This is a genomic window from Ruegeria sp. G5, assembly GCF_056533365.1.
In genome coordinates this window covers 334,766-355,228 of record NZ_JBQFOK010000002.1, presented here as the reverse complement: position 1 = coordinate 355,228, position 20,463 = coordinate 334,766, and the positions used below count along the sequence as shown (strand labels likewise).

The window sequence follows — 20,463 nt, the reverse complement described above, 5'->3', positions numbered from 1 at the left end:
CACGTAGTCGCGGCGTTTATTCACGCCGCAACGCTTTAAGTACGCGATCCAGATCCTTGCTCTGCTTACTCAATTGTGCCGGAGCCTTCTTGACTAGGTTATAGTAGAGCGTCGGATCATAGATTTGCACAGCCAAGCCCAAACGCTCGGCAGTCAGAAGACCCTGCGCCTGCAGCAGATCATAAGCTGCGATCGAACGTTCGGTCCGCGACCCAACTTCGGCCAACTGCGCGTCCAACAGGTCTTGCTGCGCGTTTAGCACGTCCAGCGTCGTCCGCGCGCCCAGCGTTGCCTCTTCACGGATACCGTCAAAGGCGACCTGTGAGGCTCGGACCTGCTCGGTCGACGCCCGCAAACTGGCCGATGCAGCCTGGAAATTCGCATAGGCTGCAGCAACACCCTGTCGGATGTCTTTTTCAACATTCAACAAGTTTGCGCGCGACGCATCGCGCGTGGCCATTGCGCTACGCACCTGAGCAGCCAGCGCACCACCTGCGTAAATCGGCTGAGTGAAGTTCAGCGAAATGGATGCGGTTTCAAGACTGTCATCATTGTCAAACGTCTCCTGAATACCTGCGTCAGCGTTCAGAGTTACGTTCGGCCCAAGGTTTGCACGCTGCTGCTGAACAGCAATGTCAAAAGCGCGAACTTCGTGCTGCGAGGACAGGATAGCGGGGTGGTTGCGCTGCGCGAAAGCGATAGCTTCTGCCTCAGAGTTTGGCAGGTTTGGCAGGCTTGGCTGACCCGCAGTTGCACCGGGTTCCTTGCCGACAGCATTTACATATTCTGCAATAGCGGTGCTCAGGTTACCACGTGCCACCGCCAGTTCCGCTTGCGCGCTCGCAAGCTGTGCCTCGGACAAGGCCACGTCTGTTCGTGTCACTTCGCCAACGTCGAAACGGTCTTGTGATGCGCGAAGTTCTTCGGCGGACACTTCCACATCGTTCAACTGAATCTGAACGGTTTCTTCTTGCAGAACCACCTGTAGATATGCGTTTACAGCCCGGAATAGAACGGCCTGTTCAATGTCGATCAAGTTCTGCCGTGTGGACAGAACGATCTCTTGCGCGGACTGCTTACCCAGAACCGAGAAGCCACCATCGTAAACCAACTGACTTAGCGCAAGGCCGGTGAAGAAGGTCGACGGCTCATTCCGTGTGACGACGTCATCCACCGAAGACCGGTTGTAATCCTGACTAATCTGCGCCGTCCAGTTGATGATTGGTCGCAAAGCGGCCAATGCGATTGCCACGTCTTCGTCAGCCGCGCGCAGCAGCGCACGGTTCTGTTCAAGTAGGCCACTGGTATTGTAGGCCCCTATCAGTGCATCCGTCAGATTATCAGCCCAAGCTGCACGACCGGGTATAACACTAAGCGCAACACCAGCCGTCAGCGCCAACGCCTTGACCAGCTTACCTCCCGCCTTCGAACTCATAACGAAATCCTCTCAAATCAAAAATTACGCTGCCCTGCCGACAGTTTGCGCGTTTGTTTTCAACTAATCAAGGCGACAGAATAAACTTACACAAAATTATAGCGAAAATGCACGATCCATGGAAAATGCCTTCAAAACCGGCGCATTGGCGTTAAAAGCGTGCCGCCATGTGACGCGGGCGCCAGATTTGTGTCCAATCCGGACAGTTCCCAGCTCACCGTCCATAAACAAACACGCAATCCGACCGTGATCCTTGAGCTGATCGGTCAGAGCAGCTGGAACCTGCTCGACTCCACCCTGAATCAAAATCACATCATATGGTCCATGTTCGACTGCACCTTGCTCCAACGGCCCCAAATGAACAATCGCGTTATCCGCATCCGCTTCCATCAGAACGGTCTGTGCTTCGGCAGCCATCGCCTCGTCTTCTTCGACCGCAACAACCAACTGTGCCATACGCGCGGCAACAGCCGTTGAATAACCCATAGCGGGAGCGATATCCAACACGGCCTCATCGTTGGAAATATTGAGGCTATCCAGCATCTTGGCCAGAGTACGCGGCTCTAGCATACAGCGCCCGTTCCCCAATTCGATTAGCCCTTCGACATAGGCGGCTTCACGCTGCGCGTCCGGCACAAAATTCTCTCTTCGGACTGTCAGCATCGCGTCGATGATTGGGAATTTGGTTACGTCAGAGGGGCGAATTTGGGTATCAACCATTGTGCGGCGCCGGGCTGCGAAATCTGTCATTGGGTCGCTCGTTCTGTTCCCTAGGATGTGTGGCTTGTGCCATATCCAGACAAAACCGGCAACGCCCCTGTCGATCAAACTAATCAAGCACGGACAAGATTTTTCAACGCGCCGCAGCCACCGAGTGTTCGGATACGTCTAAATTTGCCCTCAACCCTCTGGACGCCCCAGACGAAAGCTGCTAAAACGCCTGTTACACCACGGCAAGTATTTGATTTTACTTGAAAAGGCGAGTTGGCGGAGTGGTGACGCAGCGGATTGCAAATCCGTGTACACCGGTTCGATTCCGGTACTCGCCTCCACTTCACCGATAATTCAAAGCGCTGGATCGTGGCTCCACTTGCGTCATTCGGCCCCACGTCCACTTGGGATGACTTCGTAGCCTGCCTCTTCTGGTTCGTCGTCCACCATCTCGGGCGGGAAACCGGGGGCTGTGATGTTCAATCCTGTCGCGTCCTCAAGTCGGCGGATGATGTTCGGAGACAATTCGCGCTCGCCATACCGGGCGATGCCGTCCTCGAAAATATTGATCATGACAGGGTTTATTTCCAAGGGAACACCTGCACGGTCAGCTACTTCCTGAAAGAGACCGATATCTTTTTTCACAAGATCCATTGTGAATGAGATATCGCGTGACCCGTTCAAAATGACCTGGCTTTCCGTTTCATGCACAAATGACGTTCCCGATGAGATCTTGATTGCCTCATACGTGGTGTTCAGGTCCATACCGGCGGCCTTTGCGGTGACCAATGCCTCGGCGCAAGTGATCAGGTTTGCAGTTGCCAGATAGTTGGTCAGCACCTTCAGGACCGAGGCTGAGCCCAGATCGCCCGTGTGCAAAACGCGACGTCCCATCGTGGTCAGAAATGGCAGGATTCTTTCAAAGGTCTCGCGATCGCAACCGGCGAAGATCGAGATGTTTCCCGTCGCCGCTCGGTGGCATCCGCCGGAAACCGGGCAATCCACTGCGGCACCGCCGCGCGCGATCACTTCGGACCCAAGACGTTTGACCTCTGCTTCGTCGGTCGTCGACATCTCCATCCAGATTTTCCCGGGGCCGACTTCGGGCAACATCTCTTGCATAACGGCATCTGAGGCGGCAGGAGACGGCAAACAGGTGATTACTGCGTCGCAATCCCGCATCAGCTGCGCAGGGCTTTCGGCTGGCTTGGCACCTTTTGCGACGAACGCCTCGACAAGCGCTGAATTCAGGTCATGAACGGTCAAGTCGATTCCATTGCGCAGCAACGATCCCGACAGCTTGCCCCCCACATTCCCCAGTCCGATAAATCCAACCTTCATTCGCTGCGCCTCCGTCATCGCATTTCATAGGCATGCCAGCACGAGAAACCGACCAGATCATGCCGCCCAGCGACGCCGACAGGTCGCTTTTCATCCCACTCACCAACAGATCAGCGTAACGCGCTTGACAAGCGACCTGCCGGTGCCGCATGTCCCATCCGTTGGTGTCTGCATCGGCAGATGAAAAGGGAATGCGTCAGCGGTTATCCGTCAAACGCAGCCGCCCCCGCGACCGTGACCGGAGAGGGTGCCCAAAGCCACTGGCCGAATGGCCGGGAAGGCGGGACACCTGCCAGAGCCAGGCCTCTGACATCCGCAAGCCGGGAGACCTGCCAACAGCCGAAGTTGAAACCGGACGGGGTGTTCCGGTGTCGGGTCCATGTCGCAACGCGTGGCCCGCATGAGACCCCGTCCCCCGCAAAAGGATCTGGGGGGATGAGAGACATGACCGAGACCACACCGGTTGAGCTGCTGGTCTGCACAACGTGCCGGCGCGGCCTGCCTGTCGAGGATGACGCGCAACGTCCCGGCGCTTTGCTTCACAAAGCACTAGAACAAGCCGAACTGCCCGAGGGCGTAACCCTGAAAGCCGTTGAATGCCTGTCGAATTGCGATCAGGGCTGTTCGATCGTTTTGCGCGGCGGTCCGGACCGCTGGACATTCGTCTACGAGAATCTGAACGAAACCGATCATGTCGACGTGATCGTTGAAGGCGCAAGCAAGTATCTGGCGACCGAGGATGGCTTGGTCAAATGGCGCGAACGCCCCGAACACTTCCGCAAGAACTGCGCCTCACGCATTCCCCCGATTGGAGCCCTGAAATGAGCAATCTCGAAAAACTCCCCGTCACCGTGATCACCGGCTTTCTGGGCTCGGGCAAAACCACGCTTGTGCGCCATTTGATGCAGAACCCACAGGGCAAGCGCCTGGCCGTCGTGGTCAATGAATTCGGCGATGTCGGCGTGGATGGCGATATCCTGAAGTCCTGCGCCATTCCGGACTGCCCTGCAGAAAACATCATGGAGCTGGCAAATGGTTGCATCTGCTGCACCGTGGCCGACGACTTTATCCCGACAATCGAAGCGCTGATGGCGCTGGAGCCGCGCCCGGATCATATCCTGATCGAAACATCTGGTCTGGCGTTGCCCAAGCCATTGCTGAAGGCGTTCGACTGGCCGGATATCCGTTCGAAAATCACCGTGGACGGTGTCATCGCCCTAGCCGATGCCGAGGCCGTAGCCGCCGGTCGCTTTGCCCCGAATGTCGAAGCGGTAGATGCCCAGCGGATGGCGGACGACTCGATTGATCACGAAACGCCGCTGTCCGAGGTGTTCGAGGATCAGATCTCTTGCGCCGACATCATCCTGCTGACCAAACCCGATCTGGCCGGTCCGGAAGGGATCGCAAAAGCCAAAGAGGTCATCGCCGCAGAAGCCCCCCGCCGCTTGCCGGTTGTTGAAGTGGCCGAAGGGGCTGTGGACGTGCGCGTTGTTCTGGGCCTCGAAGCCGCAGCCGAAGATGACATGGACGCGCGTCCCAGCCATCACGACGGCCACGATGACCATGAACATGATGATTTCGAAAGCATAATCGTCGACTTGCCGGAACAGACGGACCCGCTGGATCTGGTCGCAAAGATAGAACGTCTGGCCAATGAGCTGAACATCCTGCGCGTCAAGGGCTATGCCGCCGTTCAGGGCAAACCGATGCGCCTGCTGGTACAGGCGGTTGGCGCCCGCGTCCGCCATCAATACGACCGCCCATGGGAACCCGGCGAAGAACGCCGCTCGCGTCTGGTGGTGATTGCCGAACATGACGACATCAAAGAGGCTGAAATCCGCGAAATCCTGGCGGGTGTTCCGGAAGCTGCCGAGTAAGCCATGCACGTCGTCTTCCGCGAAAGCCACGGGCTCGAGGAAACCGAGACCCCATTCGATCTGGGCCAGAGCCCGGCGGATCTGGTGGTGCTGTCCTTTTCGGACAGTGACCTTGGCGCTTTTGCGGCGGGCTGGCATCGCGGCGGCGGACCGGAGGGGCGCATGCCGACGCTGCGGCTGGCCAATCTGACGGCGCTGAAACATCCCTTGTCCGTCGACACCTATGTCGAACAGACACTAGAGGGGGCAAAGGGCATCCTGATCCGCCTGATCGGAGGGGTGCCCTATTGGGCCTATGGGTTGCAGCAGGTTCTGGCGCTGGCGCAGGCCAAGGGCATTGCTCTGGCCGTTCTGCCAGCGGACGGGCGCGAAGATACGCGGCTGGATGAGTACTCCACCTTGCCCGTCTCGACCCTGCGTCGGTTGGCGCATCTGTGCGATACAGGCGGCGAAGTTGCGGCACAGGCGGCGCTGGCGCAGATGGCATTGGCCGCAGGGCTTTATGCCGGGCCAGTCATGGGGGCCAAGACGATCCCCGAATGCGGCGCATGGTGCCCGGATCGCGGCGTGATCCCGGTGGAAAGCGCAGTCACGAATGCCGGAAAAACCATCGTCGTTACATTTTACCGCGCCTATCTGACCTCAGCCGACACTGCCCCGGTTGCAACCCTGATCCGCAATTTGCGCGCGCGTGGGCTCAATGCGCTTGGCATGTTTGCGCCGTCGCTGAAAGCCCCGGCCGCGGCGGATTGGTTGCGTGAAACCCTGACGGCGCTGAAGCCCTCGGCGATCATCAACGCGACTTCATTCTCGGGCAAAGGTGCATCCGGCACCTCTCCTCTGGATGCAGCCAACGTGCCAGTGTTCCAGGTCGCGCTTGCCACCTCACGCCGCAAAGCCTGGGCCGAGGCCGAACGCGGCCTGTCGCCCGCCGACCTTGCCATGCATGTGGTGCTGCCCGAGGTGGACGGGCGGATATCGGCTGGCATCGCTTCGTTCAAGGAACCGGGCAAGCGCGATCCGCATCTGGAATATTCCCGCTTTGCCCACCGGGCCGAAGCCGAACGGATCGAGGCGATCATCGACCGCGTGACCGGCTGGCTGAACCTGAACGACAAGCCCAAAGCGGATCAGGTTCCCGCTTTGGTGCTGTCCACCTATCCCGGCAAGGATTGGCAGATGGCCCACGCGGTGGGTCTGGACGCGCTCGCCTCTGCCGAGGCGATGCTGTCCGACTTGCAGGCAGAGGGCTATGACACCGCGCCCGCCGAACCGATTTCCCAGTCGCTTCTGGATGCGCGCCTGTCATGGCCTCTGACAGACTACCACGCGGCCTTGGCAGAGCTTCCGGAACAAATGCGCAGCGATCTGCAAACCGTCTGGGGCCAGCCCGAGGATGACCCGGCCTATGCCGATGGCGCGTTTCATTTCACCGCATTGCGCCGTGGCAAAGCTCTGATCGCGCTGCAACCCGAACGCGGCACGCCCGAGCTGCGCGATGACGACTATCACGACCTGTCCCGCACCCCGCGCCACAGTTACGTGGCCTTTTACCTGTGGCTGCGCAAAGGGTTGGGCGCAGATGCGCTGATCCATATCGGTGCGCATGGCACGCTGGAATGGCTGCCGGGCAAATCGGTCGCCCTGTCCAACACATGCTGGCCCGAGGCGTTGATCCGCGATCTGCCGGTGATCTACCCCTTCATCGTCAACGACCCCGGCGAGGCCGCGCAGGCCAAACGCCGGATCGGAGCTGTGACGCTGGGCCATATCCCACCCGCCCTGAAGGAAAGCGGTACGCCAGATCGCATGGTGCGGCTGGAATCCCTGCTGGACGAATTCTCGAACGCTGACGGTCTGGACCCCAAGCGCCGCGACCGCTTGCAGGAAGACATCCGGGATGAGGCGCAGGCCATTGGGCTGGAAAATGATCTGGGGCTGGATCAGGCCACTTGCACCGCCGAGGCGATCACCCGCATCGACCGCTTTGTCTGCGACATCAAGGAGAGCCAGTTCGGCGACGGGCTGCACATCTTTGGCCGCGTGCCCGAGGTGACCGGCAATTTCGACCCCGCGCCTTCGGCCCATGCTGAACGCAACGCTCTGATCGATGCGCTGGCCGGGAAACGGATTGAGGCCGGGCCGTCTGGCTCGCCTTATCGCGGGCGTTCGGACGTGCTGCCGACGGGGCGGAACCTTTATACCACCGACCCGCGCTCGGTCCCGACCCGCGCGGCCTATACCCAAGGCGTGAAACTGGCCGAGGAATTGGTGCGGCGGCATCTGCAAGAGGAAGGCGACTATCCCAAGGGGCTGATCGTTGACCTCTGGGGTTCGGCCACCATGCGCACGGCGGGTGAGGAATTCGCCATGGCGCTGCATCTGCTGGGCGTCAAACCGGTCTGGGATAAGGGGTCCGAGCGGGTTTCGGGCATCGAGGTTCTGCCTATAACAGACCTGAGCCGCCCGCGACTGGATGTGACACTGCGGGTCTCGGGCCTGTTCCGCGACGTGTTCCCGACGCTTTCGGCGCTGTATGGTCAGGCGATCCGGGCACTGACTGCGCGGGATGAGGCAGCCGACTGGAACCCCTATGCCGGACAGGAGCCCGCCGCCCGCGTCTATGGCCCCGCCCCCGGCAGCTATGGCGTGAACATGACCCAATTGTCCGAGGTCTACACCGACGAGGCCCGCGCGCAGGCAGGTGAAGCATGGCTGGACGCCAGTTCCTTTGCGCTTGAGGGCGAGCATATCGCGCAGGACAAGGACGGGATCAAACAGCGCGTCGCCAATGCTGACAGCTTTGTCCACCTGCAGGACCTGACCGAAACCGACCTGTTGCTGGCCAATGACTATGCCACGCACGAGGCCGGGTTTGCCGCCGCCAAAAAGATCACCGGCGGCACCGCGCAGCTGTATCATCTGGACAATACCAACCCCGATACCCCGCGCGCGCGCACTCTGCCCGAGGAAATCAGCCGCGTGGTCCACGCCCGCGCGGCCAATCCCGGCTGGATCGCCGGGATGCAACGCCACGGATTCCGGGGCGCGGCCGAGATCGCGGCAACGCTGGATCACATGGCCTCGTTTGCGCATCTGTCGGGCACGGTCGCACCGCATCTCTTTGACCTTTATCACGATGCGACGCTAGGCAATGAGGACGTCGATGCCTTTTTGGCCGAGGCCAACCCAAAGGCCCATCAGGCCATGCAGGACCGGTTCCGCGCATTGCTGGAGGCCGGGCTCTGGAATACGCGCCGCAACTCGATCCGCGCTGATCTGGAGGGGCTGGGATGAGTGTGCCAGTCGTCCAAGGCTGGTGCCCTGGCGCGCACCGGCCAATGATGTCCGGCGACGGGCTGGTCGTTCGGGTGCGGCCCCGGCTGGCGCGACTAACGGCAGACCAAGTTATGGGCCTGTGCGATCTGGCGGATCGCTTTGGCAATGGCACCATCGACCTGACCAACCGCGCCAACCTGCAATTGCGGGGCGTGGCTGAGGGCGATCATCAGACACTTCTTGCAGAACTCGCCGCGCTCGACCTGCTGGATGCCGAGCCAGGCATCGAGGTGCGCCGCAACATTCTGGTCTCACCGCTGTATCAGGCTAGCGATCTGACCGCGCGATTGGCGCAGGAACTGATCAACCGGCTGGCCGAACTGCCCGCCCTGCCTGCCAAGTTCGGCTTTGCCATCGACACCGGGCCAGAGCGCCTTTTGGCCGGAGATTCAGCGGACATCCGGTTGGAGACCGGCCCGGACGGCCTGATCCTGCGCGCCGACGGTGCAACTAGCGGAATGGCGGTAGAGGAAGCCGAGGCCATTGATCACTTGATCGCTCTGGCCGAGTGGTTTGCCCGCACCTACACGCCCGAAGCCCGCCGCATGGCACGGGTCGTCGAGACCTTGCCGCAGCTGTGGCAGGGCAGCGCCCCGGGGCGCGTGGGGATACCACTGCAACCGGGCGCTTGCGAACAGGGCGTATTCTATGGCGCGGCCTTCGGACAACTGCCTGCGCGCGCTCTGCGAGAGTTGATGGAAAACAGCGGTGCTACGGCCCTGCGGGTCACCCCGTGGCGGCTGATCCTGCTGGAAGGCGGGGCGGCGATACCCGCCCCGGACTTTGTCACGGATGGTTCTGACCCGCTGATGACCACTGACGCCTGCCCCGGCGCGCCATACTGCTCGCAGGCGCAGGTGGAAACCCGTGATATTGCGCGCAAACTGGCCCCGCACATCCTCGGCAGCCTGCATGTATCGGGCTGCGCCAAAGGATGCGCACGGATGGGATCGGCAGACATAACTTTGATCGGCCACAACGGACGATTTGATCTTGTCAAACAAGGCCGCGCGGGGGATGAGCCCAGTCAAAACGGCCTGACCAAAGAAACACTGATGAATATGGACTTCACCTGATGCCCTACACGTACGAAACCGACGGCGCGGCGATCTACAAAGAAAGCTTTGCAACCATACGATCCGAAGCTGATCTGGCCCGTTTCGACACAGATGAGGAACAGGTTGCGGTCCGCATGATCCACGCGGCCGGCATGGTTGGATTGGAGGAGTTCGTTCATTTCTCGCCCGGTTTTGTGGCCGCCGCCCGCGCCGCGCTGGAAAATGGCGCACCGATCCTGTGCGATGCGCGCATGGTCAGCGAAGGCGTGACACGGTTCCGCCTGCCCGCCGATAACGAAGTGATCTGCACCCTGCATGACGAGCGCGTGCGCCCTCTGGCCGCTGAGATGAGCAATACGCGCTCGGCCGCCGCGCTGGAGCTGTGGCGTCCGCACCTTGAGGGCGCTGTAGTTGCTATCGGAAACGCACCGACCGCCCTGTTCCATCTGTTGAACATGCTGGAAGATCCCGACTGCCCGCGCCCGGCGGCCATCATCGGTTGCCCGGTTGGCTTTGTTGGCGCGGTCGAGTCCAAAGATGCCCTTTGGGAAGCACAGCCCGTGCCGTCCTGCATCGTAAAGGGCCGTCTGGGTGGCAGTGCCATCACCGTTGCGGCAATAAACGCGATCGCGAGCCGGGCGGAATGAGCGTCGGCAAGATATACGGCGTGGGTCTTGGCCCCGGTGACCCCGACCTGATGAGCGTTCGGGCTGACCGGCTGTTGCGAAACGCCCGACACGTGGCCTTCTTTCGCAAACCGGGCCGCAACGGTCAGGCACGTCAGATCGTCAACGGAATGATCCCCGACAGTGCAATCGAATTCCCGATGGAATACCCCGTAACAACGGAAATTCCGCTGACTGATCCGCGCTATAACGAGTTGCTGTCGTCATTTTATGAAGACTGTGCGGCGCATCTGAAAGCCCTTTCAGACCAGGGCGAGGACGTTGTGGTCCTGTGCGAGGGAGATCCCTTTTTCTATGGGTCTTTCATGCATCTTTACAGCCGGTTGCGTGACATATCTGAGGTGGAAGTTGTTCCGGCTATCACAGGCATGTCCGGAGCATGGACGGCCACGGGTGACCCGATCACATGGGGTGACGACGTGTTGACCGTTTTGGTCGGCACCCTGCCCGAAGAAACATTGGCCGAGCGCATGAGCCAAACAGATGCCTTGGTCGTCATGAAGATCGGGCGCAACATCGAAAAAGTGAAACGCGCTTTGAAAACATCCGGCCTGTTTGACCGTGCATGGATTGTCGAGTTTGCACAAATGCCGAACCAGACCGTTTCAAAACTGTCTGAGGCAAGCGACAAGATCACCCCATACTTTTCGATCATCATCGTTCACGGCCAAGGACGGCGTCCATGACCGGCTGGGTCAAGATCGCGGGCCTTGGTCCCGGGGATGAGGCATTGGTCACCCCCGAAGTGACAGCCGCGTTGGCCGACGCTACGGATGTTGTGGGTTACATCCCCTATGTCGCTCGTGTTGCCGAGCGAGATGGCTTGACGTTGCATGCCAGTGACAACCGGGTTGAGATCGACCGTTCTCAGCATGCGTTGCAAATGGCGGCTGATGGCAAAAGGGTCGTTGTTGTTTCTTCTGGCGATCCGGGTGTGTTCGCCATGGCGGCTGCGGTTTTTGAGGCTTTGGAAAACGGGCCTGCAGAATGGCGGGATATTCCAATAGATGTTTTGCCCGGGATCACGGCAATGCTGGCCGCGTCAGCCCGCGCTGGTGCGCCGATGGGACATGATTTCTGCGCCATCAACCTTAGCGACAACCTCAAGCCCTGGTCGCTGATCGAAAAGCGGCTGCGTCTTGCAGCGCAGGCGGATTTTTCGATGGCCTTCTACAATCCGCGCTCGAAATCCCGGCCGGAAGGCTTTGTAAAGACGTTGGAAATCTTGCGCGAAGAATGCGAGCCAGAGCGTCTGATCCTTTTCGCACGGGCTGTGTCGCGCCCGGATGAGGCAATACGTATTTCGACACTGGCAGATGCAACACCCGAAATGGCGGATATGCAGACAGTGGTCATCGTCGGCTCATCCCGAACCCGCGTGATCGAACGCAATGGGCCGCCGATCGTCTACACGCCGCGTTTCACCCCGGATGAGGGTCAGGGATGAACCAACCAGTCCAGAACCTGCGCGACATTCGACAGCTCGACCCGATTTGGCAGGCTCGGGCGGTCTATCATCAGCACCGGCAGGCCAAGCACGCGTGCCGCGTCCAGCTTGGCGCGCGCGCCAGTGCCCCCCGCGTTCTTGGACACAACCAACTGCGTCCCGTGATCCAGCATCAGCGCGCGGTCTTCGGCCTCGGAAAAGGGACCTCGGGCCACGATAACGTCGGCATTCGGGAATGGCACAACGTCGGGCGCGTCGACCAGTCGCAGAAGGTAGTTGTGTTGCGGTCGCGCCGCGAAATCTTCAAGATGCATGCGGCCGACTGCCAGAAACACGCGCTTTGGATCACCAGACAATGCCTCGACTGCGGTAGCGATATCCGGCACATGCGTCCAAGCATCACCGGGCTGCGCGCGCCATGCCGGACGGGTCAACGCGGACAAAGCCGAACCGGTCACGGCACAAGCCTCAAATGCGTTTCGGCTCATTTGAGCCGCGAAGGGATGCGTGGCGTCCACCACATGGGTCACCGCGTTATCCCTGATGTAAGCCGCCAACCCTTGCGCACCGCCAAAGCCGCCGACGCGCACCGGCAGCGGTTGCGGTCGCGGATTTTCCACACGACCGGCATAGGAATAAACGGCCGGAATCCCTTGGCTGGCGACAGCTTTGGCCAAAGCGTTGGCCTCAGTCGTACCACCAAGGATCAGGAGGTTGGGCATGTCTGAAGCTCCTTGGTTGACCGTATTGGGTTTGGGCGAAGATGGGCTTGATGGCCTTTCGCCTGCAAGCCGTCAAGTGCTGGATCGGGCCGAAGTTATCATGGGCCCGCCCCGCCATCTGTCGTTATTGCCCGACCAGAGCGCCGAGCAGATTGAATGGCCCGTTCCCTTTTCAGATGGCTTACCAATACTGCAGAACTTGCGTGGTCGGGCGACGGTCGTTCTGGCCTCGGGGGATCCTTTCTGGTTCGGCGCTGGTTCTGTGATCGCGCGCAGTTTTGAGGCTGGGGAATGGATAGCCCTGCCCGGGCAGTCAACATTTTCTCTGGCAGCCGCCCGTTTGGGTTGGCCATTGGAAAGCACGCAAACCTTTGGCCTGCACGCCGCTCCCCTGACCCGCATGCGCCCACATCTTTCGCCGGGTCTGCGGGCGATTTTGCTGCTACGCAACGGTGCTGCAGTTGCCGAGCTGGCAACATATTTGACCGAGACAGGCTTTGCCGACACGCGACTACACGTCATGGAAGCCTTAGGTGGTCCACGCGAACGCGCTCGCAGCGTATCTCTGACCGAGGCTTTGCTGGGTGGGTTTGATCATCCTGTTTGCGTCGGGCTCGAGGTCGCAGGCACAGGTCGGGCCTTTCCCAAGGCCTCTGGCAAGCCCGATGAAATTTTCGAAAATGATGGTCAAATCACCAAACGCCCAATCCGCGCGCTGACCTTGTCTGCCTTGGCGCCTCAGCGGGGCGAGCATTTGTGGGATATCGGCGGTGGGACCGGGTCGATCAGCATCGAATGGTTGATGTGTGACCCGACGCTGACCGCGACAACGATTGAGCCGCGCCCAGATCGCGCCGAGCGCATTCGCCGAAATGCAGACACCTTAGGACAGGATCGGCTGAACGTGGTGCACGGTACCGCGCCCGACTCACTGGGTGAGCTGGAGCGGCCCCATGTCGTTTTCATCGGTGGTGGCCTCAGCACCGATCTGTTGAACTGGCTGCACACCAACCTGACTGCGGGCACGAGGCTGGTCGCGAATGCGGTGACCTTGGAAAGCGAAGCTTTGCTGGCTCAGTGGCACGCAAAACTGGGCGGTGAGCTGTTGCGCATCGAACTTGCGCAATCGGCCCCGTTGGGCCCGCGCCGCGGCTGGAAATCTGCCTATCCGGTGGTGCAGTGGAGCGTAACGCTGTGATCGTGGCGGGTTTGGGTTTCTCTTCGGCGGCTACATTGGACAGCCTGCAATCCGCTTATGGTTCTGCAGCCGCTGGTCACGATGTCGGTGCTATTGCGACCGTTGCGGACAAGGACGGCCACGCCGCATTGTCGGCGCTGGCAGAATTGCTCGCCCTGCCCTTGCAACTGATCCCACCTGCCCAGTTGGCGGGGCAACTTACATTGACATGCTCGAACCGCAGCCGTGCCACATATGGGACCGGCAGCGTCGCCGAAGCATCCGCCTTGGCGGCCGCCGGACCCGGCGCGCGGCTACTTTCACCCAGACTTATCTCGGACGACCGGCTGGCCACCTGCGCCATTGCCATCGGAGGACTAAAATGACCGTTCATTTCATCGGTGCCGGACCTGGCGCCGCCGATCTGCTGACCCTGCGCGGGCGTGACATTATCGCGTCCTGCCCCGTTTGCCTCTATGCGGGGTCGTTGGTGCCTGAAGAAATTCTGGGTCACTGCCCGGCAGACGCCAAGATCATCAACACTGCGCCCATGGATCTGGATCAGATCATGGCCGAGATCGAGGCTGCGCATCAAGCGGGTCAGGACGTCGCGCGCCTGCACTCTGGTGATTTATCCGTGTGGTCGGCGATGGGTGAGCAAATCCGTCGTCTGAAAGAGATGGGAATCCCGGTTAGCGTGACGCCGGGCGTCCCCTCGTTCGCGGCGGCTGCAGCATCCTTGGGCACCGAACTTACGCTACCCGGATTGGCACAGTCGGTTGTTTTGACCCGGACCCCCGGGCGTGCATCGTCGATGCCCGAGGGCGAAACACTGGAAAACTTCGCCCGGACCGGGGCGACTCTGGCCATCCATTTGTCGATTGGAAATCTGGACAAGGTCATTGCCGACCTGACCCCAGCTTACGGACCCGATTGCCCGGTTGCGGTTGTGTATCGCGCAAGCTGGCCGGATGAACGGATTATTCGCGCGACGCTGGAAACGCTGAAAGATGCGCTGGATGACAGTATTTCCAGGACAGCCCTGATCATGGTGGGGCCCGCCCTCGCAGGCGAAGGGTTTAACGAAAGCTGTCTATATTCAAAAGATTACGACCGCAGGTACCGCCCGCAAAGCGCGGACAGTCCCTGGTCAAGCTGGAGCCATGGCGATGACTAACCCTCCGGGTGTTTTGATATCCGCGCCTTCTTCTGGGACAGGTAAGACCACTGTCATGCTGGGCCTGTTACGAGCACTGGCAGAAGATGGCCTGACGGTTCAGCCGTTCAAAAGTGGGCCGGACTATATTGACCCCGCCTTCCACCGGGCTGCGGCAGGGCGCGCCTCATTCAACTTAGACAGTTGGGCGATGGGCGATCCCTTGCTCAGCGCAATTTCAGAGCAGGCCGAAGGCGCTGATATTGTTGTCGCCGAAGGGTCCATGGGGTTGTTCGACGGTGTGGCAAAACCAGGTGAGCTGGGTCACGGCACCAGCGCCGAGACGGCGTGGCGGATGGGCTGGCCAGTTGTGCTGGTGCTGGATGTTGGCGGTCAGGCGCAATCCGCTGCTGCGACGGCGCTGGGGTTCAAGATGTACAACCCCGACCTGCCGTTTGCCGGGGTTATCCTGAACCGTTGCGCCAGTCCACGGCATGAACGGTTGACCCGATTGGGGATGGAGCGCGCCGGATTGCCGGTATTGGGCGTCTTGCCACGCCGCGGTGATCTGACTTTGCCAGAGCGGCATCTGGGCCTGATACAAGCAGTCGAGCATCCCGATCTGGAGAGTGCGATCGTCGGCTACGCCGCGTTCTTGCGGGAACATGTGGATCTTGAAGCAATCAAGCGGGCGGCTTCCTCAGGCCCAGTTGGGCCATCGTCAGCCGCGCTGCCGCGCCCTCCTGCCCAGCGGATTGCACTGGCCCGAGACGCAGCGTTTTCGTTTACCTACCCGCATTTGCTGGAAGGTTGGCGCGCGGCGGGCGCAGAAATTCTGCCGTTTTCCCCGCTCGCTGACGAAGCCCCTGCCCAAGACGCGGATTTGGTCTGGTTGCCGGGCGGCTACCCCGAACTTCATGCGGGCACCTTGGCAGGCGCAAGCACATTCCAGAACGGTTTGCGCGCACATGCAGCAACCAAGCCCGTCCACGGCGAATGCGGCGGTTACATGGCTTTGGGTCAAGCGCTGATCGACAAGGACGGTGTTCAACATCAGATGGCGGGTCTGTTGGGGCTGGTCACCTCATACCAGAAACGCAAATTCAACCTTGGCTATCGCAAGGCCGAGTTGCTGACCGAGATGCCGGGATTCAAAGCGGGCAGCGCCTTGCGCGGGCATGAGTTTCACTATTCTTCGATCATAGAACAACCCGACGCCCCGCTTGCACGTGTTTTTGATGCGGAAGGTGCCGAAGGACCCCAGACCGGATCACGGCGAGACAACGTCACCGGTACGTTTTTTCACCTGATCGCAAAGGCCACGGTATGAGTGGGTTTGTTTCGTTCATTGGTTCGGGCCCGGGTGATCCCGAATTGCTGACGCTGAAGGCGGTGGACCGGATGCAAAAGGCGGATGCGGTGCTGTTCGATGATCTCAGCAGCGGCCCAATCCTGACGCATGCGCGCAGCGACGCCGATCTGGTGGGTGTCGGAAAGCGTGCGGGCCGACCCTCGCCCAAACAGGATCATGTCAGCCGGCTGCTGGTCGATTATGCGATGACCGGTCAACGTATCGTACGGCTTAAATCCGGTGACGGTGGGATGTTCGGGCGTCTTGAGGAAGAGCTGGTTGCCCTGCGCGCCGCCGGAATCGCGTACGAAATCATTCCGGGAATCCCGTCGGCGGTCGCCGCCGCAGCTGCCGCAGGCATTCCGTTAACCCGCCGCCTGACGGCACGGCGCGTGCAGTTTGTAACTGGCCATGACGTCAGCGGGAAACTGCCCCAGGACCTGAACCTGCCAGCATTAGCCGACCCGGACGCAACCACAGTGGTTTTCATGGGAAAACGTACCTTTCCTTTGCTGGTCCAAGCACTGAACGAGCATGGGCTGCCGTTGGACACCCCAGCCTTGATGGCCGAGTCTGTGTCAACACCAGACCAAAAGCTGCACCGCGCAACGGTCGGAGCGCTGTCCGACAAACTAAGTTCCGACATCGGCACCGCGCCCGCATTGATCCTGTACGGCCCGCTGGCAGAGTTCGACAATGTTTGACCTGACACTGGTCGGTATCGGCACCGGCAACCCCGATCACGTGACGTTTCAAGGCGCGAAGGCTATTCGGGCCGCAGATTTGATCCTGATCCCGCGAAAAGGTGAAAACAAGGCCGATCTGGCAGGGCTTCGGGAAGAGATCATCGCGCAGGTGACCGAAACGCCGCCAACGATCGCTTATTTCGACATTCCCAAGCGCCGGTCGGATGATGGATACCTGCGGGGCGTTGACGAATGGCACGATGCCATTGCGTTGCGTTGGCAAGACGCGATTGCGGCCCACCCTCAGGCGCGCCACGTTGCATTGCTGATTTGGGGGGACCCCTCGCTCTACGACAGTTCCTTGCGAATCGCGTCTCGGCTGCAACCGAAGCCGTCGACACGTGTGATCCCCGGAATCACGGCGCTTCAGGCGCTTACCGCGGCCCATGCGATCCCGATCAATGATCTGGGTGCGCCGTATGTTGTTACAACCGGGCGACGCATCCGCGAAGAGGGTTGGCCCGACGTCACCGCGAAGGTCGCCGTCATGCTGGACGGAGAATGCTCGTTCCAAAGCCTTGAGATGGCAGAGTTTGACATCTGGTGGGGCGCTTACGTCGGGATGAAGGAAGAAATCCTGATCAAAGGACAATTGTCCGAAGTTGCACAACAGATCCTGGAAACCCGAGCCCGCGCCCGAAGCCAGCATGGCTGGATCATGGACATCTATCTTCTAAAAAAGCGCGTGAACTGACCAAAAATGTCGCAAATGGCGATTGCGCCAGCGCACCTCTAAGGGCTAAATGAACGGGTCTGGTCCTGCCGGAGATGCTGGTAGGCTAAGAGGGAATGTGGTGCGATCACGCCAATGGTCAACTCCACAGCCGCCCCCGCGACTGTAAGCGGAGAGCCCCTGTTCAACCAGCCACTCCTGATTTTTCAGGGGGAAGGCGAACAGAGGCACCGACCCGCGAGCCAGGAGACCTGCCGGGCAACGTATTGAAACACCGGCCGTCGGGTGCGGCGGCAAAGGAGAACTAGAATGGCGACTCAAACAGCAACCGCATCGGCCTCACGCGCTGGCATTCTGCCCGTTATGTTCGCAGTGGTTTTGGGCCTGGGTATTATCACGCTGACCGGTCACGTTCAGGCAGCCGCCCTGCATGACGCTGCTCATGACGTGCGTCACGCGACCGGCTTCCCCTGCCACTAACACCATGTTTAGCCGCATTTTGACCAGCGCGTTGTTCGCTGGTGCTGCAGCAGGGCTGATTGCCGCCTTGCTGCAGTTGGTTTTTGTGCAACCTGTTTTACTGCACGCCGAACTCTATGAGTCGGGCGAATTGGTGCATTTTGGCGCTGACCCGGTTTCAGCCCATCCCGAGTTGCCCGGTATGTTTTCGGAACTGTTCCGCGACGCGCTGAGTGTCATTTTCACAATGCTTACCTACACAGGGTATGCGCTGTTGATGGTCGCGCTTATGTCGGTTGCAGAAGGCAACGGTCACAAGATTGACGGACGCACAGGTGTTCTGTGGGGTTTGGCCGGTTTCATCGCCTTCCACCTGGCCCCTGGCTTTTCTCTGGCACCCGAAGTTCCCGGCGTAGCTGCAGCGGACGTGTACGCGCGTCAGGTTTGGTGGTTTGCCACTGTCGCAACCGCAGTTGTGGCATTGTGGCTGATCGCGTTCGGCAGCAACCTTGTAAGCTACCTGATCGCGGCTGCCCTTTTCGTTGCCCCTCACCTTATTGGTGCTCCGGAACCCGATGTCTTCACAGGCCCGGTACCGACCGAGATTGGCGCTTTGTTCGCCGCGCGTGCCTTTGGCATCGGTCTGGTGGCCTGGGTGCTGGTTGGCGCATTCGCGGGCTATTTCTGGCAACACGAAGGTCAACGCGCAGAAGTAACGGCCTGATTTAATTCAGCTTTGACACGCCGGGTCCTGCCCGGCGTGTCTATGTTTGCATGCAAGGAACACGAAATGGCACGCTCACTTGCCCTTTTCGCAATCGGCCTGGTCTTTGGCAGCGGCGCGGGATTTGTTGTCGCCGCCGCAAACGGGGTCACCTTTGATGGCCACGACCACGGCGATCCTGCCCACCACGGGGCTTCGCATTCCGAAGCAGCGGCCCACGATCATTCGGCCGCCATCAACCTGCCCGCCGGCGAAGACGCACCCGGCTTGGAAATCGCGTTGACGCAAGATCCGTTGGCCGGTTGGAACCTGCAAGTCGTACCGCGGAACTTCCGGTTTTCGCCCGAGAATGCCTCAGCCGAGGATATCCCCGGCGAGGGTCACGCGCACGTCTATGTCAACGGTCAGAAATTGGCCCGGCTTTACGGAAACTGGATGCATATTGATCAGCTTCCGAAGGGAGAGGTCGAGGTTTCAGTTTCCCTGAACGCAAATGGTCACAGCCCTCTGATGGTGGACAACGTACCGGTCAGTGCCGCCGTTACCGTTCAGGTCGACTAAAGCGCAGGAATGCGCGCGCGCAAGCACATTCGAAGGCGACCGCATGGCCGGGCGTCTTCGATCCAGCCCTTGGGGCTGTCCAGATATGCCTGACAGGTCGCTGCAATGTCATCTGCATCAGTCGTTACGTTGACACCAGAAAAGACATAGGTCGCCCGCCCCTCTGCCTGCATCGCCAAAGCAACAGGCTCGGCACATCCGCTGAAGCAGGCGTGCTCGGTCACTTCGACCTGCTCTGCCAGCGCCAAGTGCTCCAGGGCCTGTTTTATGGATAGCTCTTCCACCTCCCGATCCCGGGCACCAGAACAGCTGCTGCAGATCAACAGGCGCATTGCAACCTGACCTTTCTTTTCATTGCCGGGACGTTTTGCGCCTTTCGCACGGCGCGAGCAATCCTGAATACGCACAAGATTGTGAGTGCGCGAAATCTCTGTTTCTGGCAATTATCACCCAGCTTCACCAAAGGAGATAGCGATATGAAGGCGTTTTGGGCGACTCTCGCGTTTTTGGCCATGCCAGCATGGGCTGATGAGCCTCTGTCCGGATGGGCCGTGTATCCAACCGGCAAAAGCTATGACGAGTTGGTGGAAGATACGAAAGCGGCAGTTAAGAAAAACGGTTTGATCGTCGTCACACAAGCCGGGCCGACCAAGGCCGCTGCGTCCCGTGGAATCACGATACCGGGCAACCGCGTCATTGGTGCGTTTAACAACGAATATGCAGTGCGTGTGCTTGAAACCTCTGTGAATGCGATGATCGAAGCGCCAATTCGGTTTTACGTGACCGAAAACGACGATGGCACGGCAACTTTGTCCTATAAGACTCCAAGCTTTGTTTTTGCGCCCTATGTCTACGAAGGTGGGGAGCCCCTGCGCGACATAGCGGAAGAACTGGATGGCAAGTTCCAATCCATCGCCGAAACTGCAGTCAAATAGTCACACTGGCGTGATCCGACTTGCGTCTGGGGCTGTCCTCCGCAATCTGCAGTGAAACAATTCTT

General features: G+C 60.0%; 22 protein-coding genes, 1 tRNA gene and 2 riboswitches. Of the genes, 18 read left to right on the top strand and 5 right to left on the bottom strand.

From position 1 onward, the window contains the following. Window positions 1-16: 16 nt before the first annotated feature. Window positions 17-1,435 carry a TolC family outer membrane protein gene (locus ACR0BD_RS04830; RefSeq protein WP_480694306.1) on the bottom strand — a complete coding sequence of 473 codons (1,419 nt, stop codon included), beginning with the start codon at window positions 1,433-1,435 and terminating at the stop codon, window positions 17-19. Between the two features lie 96 nt (window positions 1,436-1,531). Next, complete coding sequence (locus ACR0BD_RS04825; RefSeq protein ID WP_480829165.1) at window positions 1,532-2,185, bottom strand: protein-L-isoaspartate O-methyltransferase family protein; 654 nt, start codon at window positions 2,183-2,185, stop codon at window positions 1,532-1,534. Between the two features lie 228 nt (window positions 2,186-2,413). Here ACR0BD_RS04825 and ACR0BD_RS04820 point away from each other — a divergent pair. After that, window positions 2,414-2,487: transfer RNA gene (locus ACR0BD_RS04820), tRNA-Cys, on the top strand. A 43-nt stretch (window positions 2,488-2,530) separates the two neighbouring features. Here ACR0BD_RS04820 and ACR0BD_RS04815 read toward each other — a convergent pair. Beyond that, entirely contained in the window at window positions 2,531-3,505 is a 975-nt protein-coding gene (locus ACR0BD_RS04815; protein ID WP_480829164.1) for an NAD(P)-dependent oxidoreductase, read from the bottom strand. Between the two features lie 127 nt (window positions 3,506-3,632). Continuing rightward, window positions 3,633-3,838: riboswitch (cobalamin riboswitch) on the top strand. 93 nt (window positions 3,839-3,931) lie between these two features. On the opposite strand from ACR0BD_RS04815, the gene ACR0BD_RS04810 reads away from it, so the two are divergent. From ACR0BD_RS04810 to cobJ, 7 genes are read left to right on the top strand one after another with little or no spacing between them, the layout of a single operon-like run. Then, window positions 3,932-4,312 (top strand): DUF1636 family protein, encoded by a 381-nt coding sequence (locus ACR0BD_RS04810; protein ID WP_480694312.1) that lies wholly within the window; start codon window positions 3,932-3,934, stop codon window positions 4,310-4,312. After that, complete coding sequence (gene cobW, locus ACR0BD_RS04805) at window positions 4,309-5,364, top strand: cobalamin biosynthesis protein CobW (protein WP_480829162.1); 1,056 nt, start codon at window positions 4,309-4,311, stop codon at window positions 5,362-5,364. Before ACR0BD_RS04810 ends, cobW begins: the two co-directional genes overlap by 4 nt. 3 nt (window positions 5,365-5,367) lie before the next feature. Beyond that, window positions 5,368-8,661, top strand: coding sequence for a cobaltochelatase subunit CobN (cobN, locus tag ACR0BD_RS04800; protein WP_480829161.1), 3,294 nt, complete (start codon window positions 5,368-5,370; stop codon window positions 8,659-8,661). Then, window positions 8,658-9,779 carry a precorrin-3B synthase gene (gene cobG / locus ACR0BD_RS04795; protein ID WP_480829158.1) on the top strand — a complete coding sequence of 374 codons (1,122 nt, stop codon included), beginning with the start codon at window positions 8,658-8,660 and terminating at the stop codon, window positions 9,777-9,779. Before cobN ends, cobG begins: the two co-directional genes overlap by 4 nt. After that, on the top strand, window positions 9,779-10,408 hold the full coding sequence (locus tag ACR0BD_RS04790) for a precorrin-8X methylmutase (RefSeq protein ID WP_480829157.1): 630 nt from the start codon (window positions 9,779-9,781) through the stop codon (window positions 10,406-10,408). Before cobG ends, ACR0BD_RS04790 begins: the two co-directional genes overlap by 1 nt. Further along, window positions 10,405-11,133, top strand: a complete 729-nt coding sequence (locus tag ACR0BD_RS04785) for a precorrin-2 C(20)-methyltransferase (RefSeq protein WP_480829155.1) — start codon at window positions 10,405-10,407, stop codon at window positions 11,131-11,133. Before ACR0BD_RS04790 ends, ACR0BD_RS04785 begins: the two co-directional genes overlap by 4 nt. Continuing rightward, window positions 11,130-11,894: a precorrin-3B C(17)-methyltransferase gene (gene cobJ, locus ACR0BD_RS04780; RefSeq protein ID WP_480829153.1), complete on the top strand. Its 765-nt coding sequence runs from the start codon at window positions 11,130-11,132 to the stop codon at window positions 11,892-11,894. The genes ACR0BD_RS04785 and cobJ overlap by 4 nt, the downstream gene beginning before the upstream one ends. On the opposite strand, the gene ACR0BD_RS04775 is transcribed toward cobJ, so the two are convergent. Then, window positions 11,885-12,616, bottom strand: a complete 732-nt coding sequence (locus ACR0BD_RS04775) for a cobalt-precorrin-6A reductase (protein ID WP_480829151.1) — start codon at window positions 12,614-12,616, stop codon at window positions 11,885-11,887. The two genes, cobJ and ACR0BD_RS04775, sit on opposite strands and share 10 nt — an antisense overlap. Between ACR0BD_RS04775 and cbiE the strand changes: the two genes are divergently transcribed. The 9 genes from cbiE to ACR0BD_RS04730 all read left to right on the top strand — a co-directional run bounded on the left by cbiE (window position 12,615) and on the right by ACR0BD_RS04730 (window position 19,463). Further along, the gene (gene cbiE / locus ACR0BD_RS04770) at window positions 12,615-13,814 is read left to right on the top strand and encodes a precorrin-6y C5,15-methyltransferase (decarboxylating) subunit CbiE (RefSeq protein WP_480829150.1); all 1,200 of its coding nucleotides are present in this window, start codon (window positions 12,615-12,617) and stop codon (window positions 13,812-13,814) included. The genes ACR0BD_RS04775 and cbiE overlap by 2 nt on opposite strands. Then, the gene (locus ACR0BD_RS04765) at window positions 13,811-14,179 is read left to right on the top strand and encodes a cobalamin biosynthesis protein (protein ID WP_480829409.1); all 369 of its coding nucleotides are present in this window, start codon (window positions 13,811-13,813) and stop codon (window positions 14,177-14,179) included. Before cbiE ends, ACR0BD_RS04765 begins: the two co-directional genes overlap by 4 nt. Continuing rightward, the gene (gene cobM, locus ACR0BD_RS04760; RefSeq protein WP_480829148.1) at window positions 14,176-14,970 is read left to right on the top strand and encodes a precorrin-4 C(11)-methyltransferase; all 795 of its coding nucleotides are present in this window, start codon (window positions 14,176-14,178) and stop codon (window positions 14,968-14,970) included. Before ACR0BD_RS04765 ends, cobM begins: the two co-directional genes overlap by 4 nt. Beyond that, on the top strand, window positions 14,957-16,279 hold the full coding sequence (locus tag ACR0BD_RS04755; protein WP_480829147.1) for a cobyrinic acid a,c-diamide synthase CobB: 1,323 nt from the start codon (window positions 14,957-14,959) through the stop codon (window positions 16,277-16,279). The genes cobM and ACR0BD_RS04755 overlap by 14 nt, the downstream gene beginning before the upstream one ends. Further along, a complete protein-coding gene (gene cobA, locus ACR0BD_RS04750) occupies window positions 16,276-17,004 on the top strand; it encodes a uroporphyrinogen-III C-methyltransferase (RefSeq protein ID WP_480829146.1) in 729 nt (242 codons plus the stop codon). Before ACR0BD_RS04755 ends, cobA begins: the two co-directional genes overlap by 4 nt. Further along, window positions 16,997-17,740 (top strand): precorrin-6A synthase (deacetylating), encoded by a 744-nt coding sequence (cobF, locus tag ACR0BD_RS04745; protein ID WP_480829144.1) that lies wholly within the window; start codon window positions 16,997-16,999, stop codon window positions 17,738-17,740. The genes cobA and cobF overlap by 8 nt, the downstream gene beginning before the upstream one ends. Window positions 17,741-17,784: 44 nt before the next feature. Then, window positions 17,785-17,992: riboswitch (cobalamin riboswitch) on the top strand. Window positions 17,993-18,028: 36 nt separating this feature from the next. Continuing rightward, window positions 18,029-18,199: a CbtB domain-containing protein gene (locus ACR0BD_RS04740; RefSeq protein ID WP_480694335.1), complete on the top strand. Its 171-nt coding sequence runs from the start codon at window positions 18,029-18,031 to the stop codon at window positions 18,197-18,199. A 4-nt stretch (window positions 18,200-18,203) separates the two neighbouring features. Next, entirely contained in the window at window positions 18,204-18,902 is a 699-nt protein-coding gene (locus ACR0BD_RS04735; RefSeq protein WP_480829143.1) for a CbtA family protein, read from the top strand. A gap of 66 nt (window positions 18,903-18,968) precedes the next feature. Then, the gene (locus tag ACR0BD_RS04730; RefSeq protein WP_480829142.1) at window positions 18,969-19,463 is read left to right on the top strand and encodes a hypothetical protein; all 495 of its coding nucleotides are present in this window, start codon (window positions 18,969-18,971) and stop codon (window positions 19,461-19,463) included. Here ACR0BD_RS04730 and ACR0BD_RS04725 read toward each other — a convergent pair. After that, a complete protein-coding gene (locus ACR0BD_RS04725) occupies window positions 19,460-19,870 on the bottom strand; it encodes a DUF1636 family protein (RefSeq protein ID WP_480829141.1) in 411 nt (136 codons plus the stop codon). The two genes, ACR0BD_RS04730 and ACR0BD_RS04725, sit on opposite strands and share 4 nt — an antisense overlap. Window positions 19,871-19,939: 69 nt before the next feature. Here ACR0BD_RS04725 and ACR0BD_RS04720 point away from each other — a divergent pair, with 69 nt between their 5' ends. Further along, window positions 19,940-20,398 carry a DUF302 domain-containing protein gene (locus ACR0BD_RS04720; RefSeq protein ID WP_480829140.1) on the top strand — a complete coding sequence of 153 codons (459 nt, stop codon included), beginning with the start codon at window positions 19,940-19,942 and terminating at the stop codon, window positions 20,396-20,398. The last annotated feature ends 65 nt before the right edge of the window (window positions 20,399-20,463 follow it).